Source organism: Cohnella pontilimi (assembly GCF_005049045.1).
Taxonomy (GTDB): domain Bacteria; phylum Bacillota; class Bacilli; order Paenibacillales; family Paenibacillaceae; genus Cohnella; species Cohnella pontilimi.
In genome coordinates this window covers 264,534-276,951 of sequence record NZ_SUPK01000002.1, presented here as the reverse complement: position 1 = coordinate 276,951, position 12,418 = coordinate 264,534, and the positions used below count along the sequence as shown (strand labels likewise).

12 protein-coding genes are annotated in these 12,418 nt (G+C 54.9%); 10 read left to right on the top strand and 2 right to left on the bottom strand.

Going from position 1 to position 12,418, the window contains the following annotated elements; all coding sequences use genetic code 11:
• Positions 1 to 4 precede the first annotated feature (4 nt).
• The 7 genes from E5161_RS05385 (at position 5) to E5161_RS05350 (ending at position 6,369) form a co-directional block, all read left to right on the top strand.
• Positions 5 to 946, top strand: coding sequence for a nucleoside hydrolase (locus tag E5161_RS05385; protein ID WP_136776690.1), 942 nt, complete (start codon positions 5 to 7; stop codon positions 944 to 946).
• Positions 947 to 958: 12 nt separating this feature from the next.
• Positions 959 to 1,927, top strand: coding sequence for a nucleoside hydrolase (locus tag E5161_RS05380; protein WP_136776689.1), 969 nt, complete (start codon positions 959 to 961; stop codon positions 1,925 to 1,927).
• Entirely contained in the window at positions 1,924 to 2,835 is a 912-nt protein-coding gene (locus tag E5161_RS05375) for an EamA family transporter (RefSeq protein WP_136776688.1), read from the top strand. Before E5161_RS05380 ends, E5161_RS05375 begins: the two co-directional genes overlap by 4 nt.
• Positions 2,810 to 3,739: a nucleoside hydrolase gene (locus E5161_RS05370; RefSeq protein ID WP_136776687.1), complete on the top strand. Its 930-nt coding sequence runs from the start codon at positions 2,810 to 2,812 to the stop codon at positions 3,737 to 3,739. The genes E5161_RS05375 and E5161_RS05370 overlap by 26 nt, the downstream gene beginning before the upstream one ends.
• Before the next feature lie 590 nt (positions 3,740 to 4,329).
• Positions 4,330 to 4,869 (top strand): GNAT family N-acetyltransferase, encoded by a 540-nt coding sequence (locus E5161_RS05360; RefSeq protein WP_136776686.1) that lies wholly within the window; start codon positions 4,330 to 4,332, stop codon positions 4,867 to 4,869.
• A complete protein-coding gene (locus E5161_RS05355; RefSeq protein ID WP_425456459.1) occupies positions 4,869 to 5,549 on the top strand; it encodes a uracil-DNA glycosylase in 681 nt (226 codons plus the stop codon). The genes E5161_RS05360 and E5161_RS05355 overlap by 1 nt, the downstream gene beginning before the upstream one ends.
• A 16-nt stretch (positions 5,550 to 5,565) precedes the next feature.
• Entirely contained in the window at positions 5,566 to 6,369 is an 804-nt protein-coding gene (locus E5161_RS05350; RefSeq protein ID WP_136776684.1) for an SPL family radical SAM protein, read from the top strand.
• Positions 6,370 to 6,375: 6 nt separating this feature from the next.
• Here E5161_RS05350 and E5161_RS05345 read toward each other — a convergent pair whose 3' ends face one another.
• Positions 6,376 to 7,395: an S-layer homology domain-containing protein gene (locus E5161_RS05345; protein WP_246042106.1), complete on the bottom strand. Its 1,020-nt coding sequence runs from the start codon at positions 7,393 to 7,395 to the stop codon at positions 6,376 to 6,378.
• Between the two features lie 90 nt (positions 7,396 to 7,485).
• On the bottom strand, positions 7,486 to 8,658 hold the full coding sequence (locus E5161_RS05340; RefSeq protein ID WP_136776682.1) for a sensor histidine kinase: 1,173 nt from the start codon (positions 8,656 to 8,658) through the stop codon (positions 7,486 to 7,488).
• 233 nt (positions 8,659 to 8,891) lie between these two features.
• Between E5161_RS05340 and E5161_RS05335 the strand changes: the two genes are divergently transcribed.
• The 3 genes from E5161_RS05335 (at position 8,892) to E5161_RS05325 (ending at position 12,332) form a co-directional block, all read left to right on the top strand.
• Positions 8,892 to 9,563, top strand: a complete 672-nt coding sequence (locus tag E5161_RS05335; protein ID WP_136776681.1) for a DUF2642 domain-containing protein — start codon at positions 8,892 to 8,894, stop codon at positions 9,561 to 9,563.
• Positions 9,564 to 9,825: 262 nt separating this feature from the next.
• Positions 9,826 to 10,860 (top strand): LacI family DNA-binding transcriptional regulator, encoded by a 1,035-nt coding sequence (locus tag E5161_RS05330; RefSeq protein ID WP_136776680.1) that lies wholly within the window; start codon positions 9,826 to 9,828, stop codon positions 10,858 to 10,860.
• A 14-nt stretch (positions 10,861 to 10,874) separates the two neighbouring features.
• Positions 10,875 to 12,332, top strand: coding sequence for an extracellular solute-binding protein (locus E5161_RS05325; protein WP_136776679.1), 1,458 nt, complete (start codon positions 10,875 to 10,877; stop codon positions 12,330 to 12,332).
• Positions 12,333 to 12,418 lie beyond the last annotated feature (86 nt).

Below are 12,418 nucleotides of genomic sequence, written 5' to 3'. Positions count from 1 at the left end.
AACTATGAACACGAACAACAAACGGAAAATCATCATCGACTGCGACCCGGGTCACGACGACGCGATCGCCATTCTGCTCGCCGCCGCTAACCCGCGGATCGAACTGGTCGGCATCACCACCGTTGCAGGCAACGCCGAAGTGGAGAAGACGACGGTCAATGCACTCAAAGTATGCGAGATTGCCGGCATCCCTCACGTTCCCGTTTCCAAAGGCGCCGGCCAGCCGCTCGTACGCGTCCGGGAGACCGCTCCCGACATTCACGGCGAGTCCGGCATGGACGGTCCGCTTCTGCCTGAGCCAACGAAGAGCGCGACCTCTGAGCATGCCGTCGATTATCTGATTCGTACGCTGATGGCGTCGGAAGGCGATATTACGCTCGTTCCGGTCGGCCCGCTGACGAACATCGCCATGGCGATGCGCAAGGAACCGGCGATACTCGGCAAAATCCAGGAAATCGTCATCATGGGCGGCGGCACGTTCGGCAACAAGACGCCGGCGGCAGAGTTCAACATTTACGTGGACGCCGAAGCCGCCAAGGTCGTGATGGAGAGCGGCGTGCCGATCACGCTGATGGGTCTCGACCTGACGCATCAGGCGGTCGCGACTGACGAGGTGAAGGAGCGCATCATGGCGGTCGGCAACCGCCAGGCCCGTTTTATCGCGGAGCTGCTCGACTTCTTCAGCGGAACGTACCGGGAAGTATTCGGCTTCGAAGGCGCGCCGATTCACGACGCTTGCTGCGTGGCCTATTGCATCGATCCGACCGCGTTCGAGTGCAAGAAGCTGCGCGTCGACGTGGAGACGAAAGGCGAATTCAGCTACGGAATGACCGTCATCGATTTGCTCGGCGTAACCGGCCGGGAGCCGAACGTTAACGTTGCGCTCAAGCTCGACCGGGACAAGTTCTGGTCCATGCTCGTCGACACGATCCAAAACTACAACTGAGAAGGTGACAACATGTCCGCAACCCGAATCATTCTCGACGTCGATACGGGCATCGACGACGCGCTCGCTTTGCTGTACGCGGTGAAATCCGATGACATCCAGCTGGAAGGCGTAACGACCGTGTTCGGCAACGTGAGCGTGGAACAAGCAACCGTCAATACGCTGCAGGTGCTGGAGCTCGCGGGCGCACCGGCAAGCGTTCCGGTTGTCAAAGGCGCGGATCGTCCGCTGGTGCGCAAATGGGAGGGGCCGGTCGTTCATATTCACGGCGACAATGGACTAGGCGGCTTCCGGCTGCCGCCTCCGTCCCGGCAGGCGGCCGAAGGGCGTGCCGCCGAATACCTTGTGCGCAAAATCAACGAGCTTGGCCGGGACTTGACGCTTGTATTCGTCGGCCGGCTGACGAATCTGGCGCATGCACTCGCCATCGACCCGTCCATTGCCGGGAAAGTGAACCGTCTCGTCTTGATGGGCGGTGCGCTGCGGGCGCCGGGGAATGTAACGCCGACCGCGGAAGCGAACATCTGGGGCGATCCCGAAGCCGCTCACCGCGTATTCGAGTCGGGCATGCCGATTACGATGGTCGGCCTCGACGTCACGATGCAGACGGTCATGAAGGAGGAGCACGTGGCGCTCGTGAAACGAAAAGCTGGTACGGCGGGCGAACGAACGGCCGAATTCATTGAGCAAATATTGGCTTATTATTTCTCCGCATACGAGAAGCAGAACGGATTTTACGGCTCTCCGCTTCACGACCTACTGGCGGTCGCGGTCGCCGGCGATCCGACGCTTGTCGGGACGGAAGAGCTCGCGGTCAAAATCGAGACGAAGGGCGAGCTTAGCTCTGGAGCTACGATCGGAGACTTGCGCGGAAAGCCGGATTACGCAGTCAACGCGTCCGTCTGCGTATCGGTCGATTCGGAACGGTTTCTCAGCCGGTTCATCGACGTCCTCGCGTCCGGAGCACCGTCGGCGCAATGAGGTCGGTAATCGTCATCTTGCTTGGAGCCGTCAGCTACGGAGTGTTGTCGACCTTCGTGAAGCTGGCGTACCGCATGGGCTTTACCCCGAATGAAGTCGCCGGCAGCCAAGCGGCGTTCGGACTCGTATTGCTGCTGCTTCTGCTCGCGTTGATCGGACGGAAATCCGCGGTGCCGATGTTCAAAGGGGTAACCGCCAAAACATGGGTGGCCTTGCTGCCCATCGGGATATCTGTCGGCGCGACAAGCATTCTATACTACAATTCGCTTCGCTATGTGCCCGCGTCGATCGCGATCGTCCTGCTGTTTCAGTTCACCTGGATGGGCGTGCTGGCGGAAGCCGCGCTCCGGCGCCGGATGCCGGAGAAAGAGAAGCTGATCGCCTTGGCGTTCGTGCTTGCCGGAACGGTCCTTGCCGGAGGCATCGCGGGCGGCACCCTTCATCAATTGAAGCCGCTGGGTGTCGTGTTCGGGCTGTTATCGGCCTTATTCTATACAATCTTTATTACGTGGAGCAGCAAAGCCGCCGTGCAGGTCGCCCCCGTAACCCGAAGCGCGATCAATGCCGCCATATCCGCCGCAGTGGTCGCTGTCGTCTACCCCCCGGCCTTTCTCGTCAATGGGGCTTTGGCCGACGGGTTGTGGTATTGGGGGCTGCTGCTCGGATTGTTCGGCATCGTCATCCCGCAAATTTGTTTTGCGGTCGGGACGCCCAATACCGGGGGAGGCCTCGCCTCGATCCTGAGCGCGGCCGAACTGCCGGTGGCGGTCATGATGCCGGCATTGGTCCTGCAAGAGCATGTATCCGCTCTGCAATGGACGGGCGTTGTCGTGATTTTGCTCGGCGTTGCGATGCCGGAACTGATGAAAAGGAGGAATAAGGTTGAAGCCCATCATCTTGGATGTTGATACGGGAATTGACGATTCACTTGCCATCGCTTACGCGATTCATTCGCCGGAGCTTGAGGTGCTCGGCATTACGACTTGCTTCGGCAACGTCACGGTGGAAGAGGCGACGAGAAACACGCTCATCGTGCTTGAGCATCTGGATAGCGAGGTGCCGGTCATCCCGGGCGCGGGCAAGCCGCTGTTCCGGTTTCCGCTGAAAGGCAATACGGTCCATATCCATGGCCATGACGGTATCGGGAATACGCTGTCCGGCGAACCGGCCCGAAGCGCGCTGAACGGACATGCCGCCGGCTTCATCGTGGAGCAGGCAAGGCAACGGCCGAAGGAGCTGACGATCGTCACGGTCGGCACGCTGACAAACCTGGCGCTTGCCATTATGAGCGCGCCCGAGCTTGTCGAGCTCGTCGACCGGGTTGTCATCATGGGCGGCGCGGTAACCGTGCCCGGCAACGTCACGCCGACCGCCGAAGCGAACATCTATGCCGATCCGGAAGCAGCGGAATTCGTGTTCCGCTCGGGCATTCCGATTACGCTGGTCGGGTTGGACGTGACGATGCAGACGCTGCTGCCGCGCCGCGAGCTGCAAGGCTGGCGGGAGAAAGGCGGCCAGCTGGGCGGATTTTTAGCCGATATGACGGATTTCTACATCGACGCGTACGAAAGGTTCAATCCGGGCATCGGCGGCTGCGCGCTGCACGATCCGCTGGCGGTAGGCGTGGCGATCGATCCGAGCTTCATTCGGACCGTTCCGATGCACGTGCAGGTGGATGTAGAAGGCGTTCATTCGCTTGGCCGCACCGTCGGCGACCGGAGAAGCAAGCCCGCGTCCGGGCCTAACATGGACGTAGGTCTCGAAGTGGACGCAGTCCGGTTTCTGGACCATTTCCTGAGCCGAGTCGTGTAATCTCATATTGGCTATTGCCTGGAGAAGGCCGGGACGTTACCGGCCTTCTCCAGGCTTTTTTTGAAAGTAAAGTCCCCCAACCCGTCCCCCAACCCGTCCCCCAACCCGTCCCCCAACCCGTCCCCCAACCCGTCCCCCAACCCGTCCCCCAACCCGTCCCCCAACCCGTCCCCCAACCCGTCCCCTACCGCTAAGCACCAAAGTACAGTTCCCCCTATTCTTGTCATAAGTCCTGCCGTTCCGCTCGATAACGTCTAAGTGCGCAGAGGAAACGCGAGAGGAGGTGGACTGTAGTTTCATTTTGCCAAGCTAAAAATAAGATATAGGTCTACGACGATGCTGTAATTGTATTTTGCGAAATTACAGGGCCATTTCGGGCACACGCCCCTCAAAGCAGCTCTCCAATTTGGCAAAATAGAACTACAAATCGGTTCAAGGCGAATTCTTCGCTGTAAATTGGCGAAATACAATTGCAGAACGGTACGCGAACAAAATAGCTCACGCATGCCCGGCAGGGAATTTTGTTTTTCCAATTGGTTAATCATCGTTTAAACTAATTACATATAACAAGCCAGTAAGGAGGGGACCTCGTGCAGCTTGAAACCGAAAGGCTGTTGATTCGGGAAGTGAAGGCCCAAGATTTCGAAGCGATACATGCGTACGCGTCGGATCCGAATGTTGTCCGGTATATGATATGGGGACCGAACAGTGAGCAAGACACCCAAGATCACATTCAGCGCTGTCTGAACATGCAATTGCAAATTCCGCGAGCAGGTTACGAGTGGGCTGTAGTATTGAAACAAACGGGCCGATTGATCGGCGGCTGCGGGCTGCATGTGGAACAACCGTTGCAGGCGGAATTGGGTTATTGTTTTCACGCAGACTACTGGGGACAAGGCTACGCTTTCGAGGCTGCAACCGCTTTGCTGAAATTCGGCTTCGGCGAGCTGGGTTTACATCGCATGTATGCCACCTGCCGTCCTGCCAATATCGGTTCCGAGAAAGTGATGCAAAAAGCCGGCATGAAATATGAGGGACATCTCCGGGAGCATATGTGGCATAAAGGACAGTGGCATGACTCGTATTTGTACTCCATTTTGAAGCATGAATTTAAGGGGATGACAGGATGATACCGGCCGTTCTGCCCAACGACTGGCAGCAAGTGATGCAGGAGGAAATGCAGCAGCCCTATTATCAGGAGCTCATGGATCGGCTGGCAGAGGAGTACCGGACGCATACCGTTTATCCGGACAGAAGCCACATTTTTCAGGCGCTGAAATGGACGCCGTTTGAGCAGGTGAAGGCGGTCATTCTCGGACAAGACCCTTATCATGGAGCGGGTCAGGCCCACGGGTTGAGCTTTTCCGTGCAACCCGGAGTCCGAAAACCGCCGTCTCTGCAAAACATTTTCAAAGAATTACACAACGACCTGGGGTGCAAAATTCCGAATCATGGCTGCCTGGAGCACTGGGCGAAGCAAGGGGTGCTACTGCTCAACGCGGTGCTGACCGTGCGGGAAGGGAAGCCGAACTCTCACCGCAAGCTGGGGTGGGAGAATTTCACGAACCGCATCATCGCCGCACTCGGTCAGCGGGAACGGCCGACGGTGTTTCTGTTATGGGGGAGACATGCCCAGGAGAAGGCGGCGCTCATCCAACCGGACCGTCATCTCCTCATTGAGTCGGCACATCCAAGCCCGTTATCCGCGCATAACGGCTTTTTCGGCAGCCGTCCGTTCTCCCAGGCGAACGAATTTCTTGAATCTACAGGACAGACCGGGATCGACTGGCAAATTCCCGATTTGCCCTAAATAGGAGGACCGGTGTATGAGCGGCACCCGCTGGTTAACGCCGGCTACAGGTTATTTATCGGGTTACACGCATACGCTGAACCCTTACACCGGCTGCTCGTTTGGCTGTTCCTATTGCTACGTTCGCAGACTGCCGGTCGCTCTTTTCCGAGGAGAGCCTTGGGGCACGTGGGCGGAGCCTAAAAAAGGCGATCCGAAGCGGCTGCAGACAGAACTACGCAAAGCGAAAGCCAAAGGGTCCGTCACCGTGTTTTTCTCATCGGCGACGGACCCGTATCAACCGCTCGAGGCGAGCGTGAAGCTCAGCCGTACCTTGCTGGAAGCGATGGCGGACGAGCCGCCGGATTTTGTGCTGCTGCAAACCAGAAGTCCGCTGGTCGCCAGAGACATCGACGTCTTGCAGCGGCTGGGGCGACATGTTCGCGTCAGCATGACGGTGGAGAGCGACCGTGAGGACGTCCGCCGCCGGTTAACCCCTTCGGCTCCGCCTTTCGCGGCTCGTTTGAAGGCTCTAGCGCAATTGCGCGAAGCGGGAATCGCTACACAAATTGCGGTATCCCCGCTGCTGCCGCACTCACCGGGCTTCGCCAAGCTGCTTGCCGGCACTGCTCCCCGAGTGATCGTGGACGACTATTTCCGCGGCGACGGCAGCGAAGGGAGGCGCAGCCGTTCGCTCCGCATGCCGGAAGCATACGAGCAGGCTGGCTGGAGCGATTGGTACACGCCCGAAGCGGCGGACGCCTTGCTGCGGCAATTGCAAAGCCTGTTGCCGGAAGGGGCAACAGGCTTTAGCGTCGAAGGCTTTGCGCCTCCGCCATGATTCCACTTATTTACCGGAAGGAGATCCGTCTGTCGTGCCTGTCCCGCCCGACGTTCCATCCGGATTGCGAATCGGGTGCTTCGTCAAAGCTGTCTCAGCCGGCTCTTGTTCGCCGAGCACGGGCTTATATTTGGAGGAGACGTAGGCCGAAGCTTTCACCTCGGTGATGACCTGCGGATAGAAGGCCGCCGGGTCCGGCAAAATCAGGCGGTAATTCACGATCGCTTGATCGCCGATGAAACGGATGCTCGAGATGTCGATGCCATAGCCCGGATGTGGCGCCATAGCGGAGACCGTCACCTTCAGAAGGTCGTCGCTCACTTTTTCCGTAGTTAATTTGATATCGCTCAAAACCGTTGTCTCCGGATTCACAGGCGGAATCGGCTGCGTGTTCGCGACGAACTGGATGGCTCGGTGAACCATGCCGGCCGCTTCGCTGCGTGAGATCGCAGCTTTAGGACGGAAATTCTCTTTCGCGTCCAGCTTGGCGATTTTGGATATCAGCAGTCTCTGAACGGCTTCCATATAAGCAGGATTCACCGATTTTTCGTCATTGAAAGTCATGTACATCTGGATCCAAGCGTATTCTCCTTTTGTCAAAATCGCCTTGTACAGCCAGTAGGTGAACTGCTCACGCGTGGCATTGGCTTTCGGATCCATATTTTTCGGCAGATCCAAGCCGTTAAGATGGGCAATGACGAATGCTTGGGCATACCAGGCTTTGTTCGGCACCTGGGTGAAGTAATCGCTGGCTTCCGGCGCCTTGATGAACCTCAAGTTGTCGATATTCAGGTCCAGCCCTTTCACGATGAGCGTTACCGCACTCGCCACGTTCATCGCTTTTCCCGGCGCGAATTTCCCTTTACCGTCCCCCGAAATCACCCCCATCTTCTCCAACTGCTCGATCGAAGCCTTTTCCGGATCTTTGCCCACATCGCTGAACGCATACGCCGATCCGGCCAGCGACAGGCACAGAGACGCGATGAGAAGCAGCAGCATGAGCGGTTTGCTTTTCAGCCATTTCATCGTAAATATCCTCCTCATCTTAAGTATTTGCGGAAGTTTTACCGCTGTCGTCCTCTGTGACGCACGAGATCTGGAAAAGGTTGCACCAAGTCAGCCGGAATGTTTCGGCATGTTGATTTTGACGCACGTTCCGACGCCAGCCTCTGATTCAACTGCTATTGTTCCATGATGCTGTTCGACGATTTCCTTGCAAATCGCAAGGCCGATCCCTGTCCCGGTTGTTTTCGTTGTAAAAAAAGGATCGAAGACACGGTCGATAATGTCCTTCGTCATCCCTTGGCCATTGTCGCGGAAACAGAGAATGATATGCCGGGAAGAAGGATCGAGCTCGATTGCAATTTCAATATGGCCCCCCTTGGATACCGCATCCATGCCGTTATTCACAATGTTCAGGCACACTTGTTCTAACTGGGACGCAATCCCCAGCACCGCCAGGTTTTCGTTCGGAATCCGAACGGTAAGCGTAATATCGCGGTCGGCCGCCATCTGTCTAGTAATCACGGTAACCCGCTCCACCACCTCTTTCAGGTTCACCGCGGTTTCTTTGTTCATCGGGGTTTCATTTTTTCGGGCGAGAAGAAGAAAGCTGGATACAATGCCGTTGATCGAATCGACTTCGTCGATACAATAATTGAGATACTGTGCCATTTCGTCGATATTGGCACCAGGCTGCTGCAATTTGTTTTTGAGCAGCTGGGCAAATCCTTTGATGGAGGCAAGAGGATTCCGAATTTCATGCGCCATACCTGCCGCCATATGTCCCATGACCGACACTTTTTGGGCATGCAGATAATCGATTTTTTGATCCATAGCGACAAAATAACTGCGGGAAAATGCGGTAAATCGGGACCAGCAGCACATGACCACTCGCTCGTACAACATGAGACGAACCGTGGATTCGTCCACGGTTTCTTCGATCACGGCGAACAGCCGATGTTGAATGGTCGTGTGCAGATTTTGGCTTAATTCCAGCATAAGTGCGACGTTCCGTCCGAGCATTTGAACCGAGATGACTCCTTCTTGGAAGCCTTCATTCGCTATGGTTTCCAGATACCGGCGATACTCGGAAAGGTCTAGAAATAAAGCGTCCACGATACCCGCGATCATATTTTCGAAGTGGGGTTCAAGAATCAATCGGTTCGCAGCGACGAACAATTCATTTTCTTGGCTCTGTTCGGAAACGGAACGAAAATGAGTTTCCAGAATCGTGGGGATGGCATCCATAAGTTGATTGCGAAGCAGGTAACGGTCATCTGCAGACATATGCTTGTCCCAGCCTTTGCGTAGAGAATAAGAGTGGATTCGAGATCGACGGCCAAATCCCTTCTCCCTTAATCGCGGGAATTTCAAAGTTTAGGCCTTCGCTTCAATCGAGCCATCTATTGGCCGCATATAGTGGGAGTGAACTTTACCATGCAGGGCAAAGGTATGCCATCGTGGTGATTCGTGGAATTATGTTTTCGTAAAGTGCATCCCATGCAAGGGAGGTCAGGGCCTTGGAGCTCTTAAGCAGCATGATCGGAAACCCGGTTGAACTGCATATATCAGGCAATATCGAATGGGTCGGCATCCTCATTGATTACGGTCTCGACGTGGTGGTCATCTATGACGGAAGCCAATACGTTTATATTCCTTACGTCCATATTCTAAAGATGAAGTTGAACAGTACCGCGGAAATTTCGATGAATGAAACGGCGCAGAGGCAATTGAACAAAGAAAGTGAGCTGTCTTACCGGAAAATATTAATGAAAGCCCGAGGCATGTTCGTTCAAATCGTGACCGGCCATCAATCCGTCTACGGTTACGTAACGAATGTCATGAGCAACTATTTTGTGCTTCATTCTCCAGTTCACCGTACTTTATTTGTTCCGATGCTTCATATGAAATGGCTCATCCCTTATCCGGAAAATCACGCCCCATATTCATTAACTCCTGACGTTCTGCCTGCACAGCCATCCTCATTAAAGCTGGCCAACAGTTTTGAAGAAACATTGAAGAAAATGAAGGGGCAAATCGTCGTTTTCGATCTCGGCCACGAGCCGGACAAAATCGGTTGTTTAAAGAATATCGATAACAACACGGCGGAATTGGTCACAGCGGATCAAAGCACGGTTCATTGGAATATCCAGCATCTGAAATTGGTAAGCTTCCTAAACTTGTCGCGGTGAAGAGCTCTTCGCTTCTGGACCTTGGAATCGGACACTTTCCTGAAAAGTGCCGTTCTCCAGGGTCTTTATTTGTTTGCATCATTTCTTTACATAAAACAAACACCTTGATAATACCCGTAATAGTAAACCGGTTTAATCTCGATTCAGCACGCATAACGAAACAAATGGTTGTTTTGGAGGGGGGGACCGCAAGCAAAAAACAGTTGAAGGGTGATCGCTTTGTCAAACCGCTTTAACACTTTATCGAAAGGTTTGCCTGCCCATGTCCACCATTGAGGATGTAGCGAAAGCGTCCGGCGTTTCGAAAGGAACCGTATCGAGCGTGTTCAGCAAGAAGCGCCCGATCAGCAAAGAAGTGTCGGAACGCGTGCTGGCCGCGGCGAAGGAGTTGAACTACAAGCCGAATTACTGGGCCCGCAGTCTGGCGAACAAATCAACTAAGATTCTCGGCCTGAATATCCCAGGCGAGCAGTTCAAATTCAGCCAATTCCATCTTTCGCTGATGAATGGTGTGCTAGGGGTTTGCTACCGGCATGGATACCGTCTGCTCGTCAATTCGCTCCCGCCTTCTTACTTGAGCCAGGTTGAGCACTGGGTATCGGATCCTGTCGACGGAGAAATCATGCTCGATCCCGAAAACGAAGATCCGCGGATTATGGAACGGATTCATGGACAGGTGCCGATCGTGCTGGTCGGCAGACCGTCGTCGCAATACGAAAGCAAAGTTTCTTATGTAGATAACGACAATGTGGGCATGACAGAACAGATCACGCGTTACTTGCTGGAACTCGGACACCGCAATCTTTTATTTCTTAACGCGCCTAAGCACCGGACTGTGGCCGGAGATCGCGAGCTCGGATTTCGCAGCGCTTGCCGGGAAGCCGGCATTCCCGAAACGCATCAGCAGATCGTATTCAAACCGGATATTTATCGTCCGTCGAATGAATTCGGGTACGAAACGACGATGAAGGCGCTGCAAGAGATGCCGGAGATCACCGCCGTGATCGCAGATACCGACACGATGGCCCTGGGCGTGTACAAAGCGGCGGAACACCTGGGTATGACGATACCCGATCAACTTTCTGTATACGCTTTCAGCGACGATTCGACGTATTCTCCCGAGTTCACTCCTCCTCTCACAGGGGTTCGTCTGCATGCTGAACAGTTGGGGAGAGAAGCGGCGGTTATCCTGCTTGAGCAGCTGTCCAAAGAAACGAAAACCGTCAAACGAGCAATCGTACCGACGGAAATGGTCATCCGGAGTTCCTGTACGCAACGGAAAACTTTCATGAAATAGGGAGGCCTTCGCACATGAAAGTGAAATTTACGGCATTGTTGTCAGCGATTTTCGCCGTAACGATTCTTTTGTCCGCATGCAGCAACAGCAGCAAGAATAACAATTCCGACGCCTCGCCGTCCCCAGCGGCACCGTCACCAACCGGCACGGAGGCAGGGTCCTCTGCGGAACCCAGCGCACAACCCGAGAAGCTGCGCATCTTGGCTGCCAACGTAGGCGGCAAAACGCCGGAAGAAACTGCGCTGTTCCAACAAGAACTCAGCAAGCGCACCGGTTTCGAAGTAACGCTTGAGAAGCCCGCAAGCGACTACGACCAAAAGCAGCTCACGGCGCTCAGCTCGGGCGAAAAATACGATTTAATGGAAATCAGCGACCTCGCCAAATTCAGGAATTTCATCAGCCAAGGGGTCGTCACGGATTTGACGGATTTCGTCACCTCGTCATCGATGCTGTCCGACCCGGCCGTCATTCCTTCTGCAGAATGGGATTTGCTGAAGACCGAAGACGGCAAAATCTACGGTGTTTTCTCCAAATTCCAAGGTGCTACTATGCCGATCGTGCGGCAGGATTGGATGGATAAGCTGGGGTTGCAGCAGCCGAAGACGCTGGATGAACTGTATAAAGTACTGAAGGCGTTCAAAGAAAAGGATCCGGACGAAAATGGTAAGGCTGACACGTACGGCCTCAGCACGGCGGGTCTGTATGAAATCCAAGGCATCATGAGCGCAGCCGGATTGAAGGCCCGCTATGTCATGAAGGATGGGAAACGGACGATCCCCTACGCGACCGATGCGGCGATTCCGATGTATGAATGGTTTGCCAAACTGGTCAAGGAAGGCATCATGGACCCGAACTTCGTGACGAACGATACCGCCAAAATGCGCAATTTGTTCCTTACTGACCGCGTGGGAATGGTCACTTACTGGGACGCTTGGGTAGGTATGTTCAACAACTTGAAGAAGCAGGAAGATCCGAACACGAAGTTTGTGGCCAAGGGCATCGAGAGTATTCCCGGTCCGGACGGCACGATTCTGATGCGCCGCGGCGACCCGGATTTCTGGTTCATCCCGGCCAATGCCGAACATCCGGAAGCGGCAAAGAAGTTTCTAGAGTTCTGGCACAGCCAGGAAGGCATAATTCTGGGCAGCTTGGGTATCGAGGGCGAGGACTACACCGTAAGCAACGGAACCTATACGCTGACCGAAAACGGTAAAGCGCACAATTTGGACCACGGCGTTCCGTTCTGGTACAACACGAAAGTAGAGCCGCCATTCGGAAAGCTTCCAGGCGTGCAAGAAGCGCAGGATTTGGCGACGAAATACGCGACGTTGGAGCTCGCTTTACCGGGTTGGCCGGACGCCGAGAAAATTTTGCAAAATTACGCCTTGAAAGCCATGTCCGGCCAAATGCCGGCCAAAGATGCCGTTGCCGCTATGCAGAAAGAATTAAAAGCCGCCAATCTGATCGACTAATCCAAGCTGCCGGACGATATCAGCGGGCGGGGGACAGTTTTCCCCGCTCGTGTTTTCGTCTGCCGGACGACAGGGACGTGATGAAA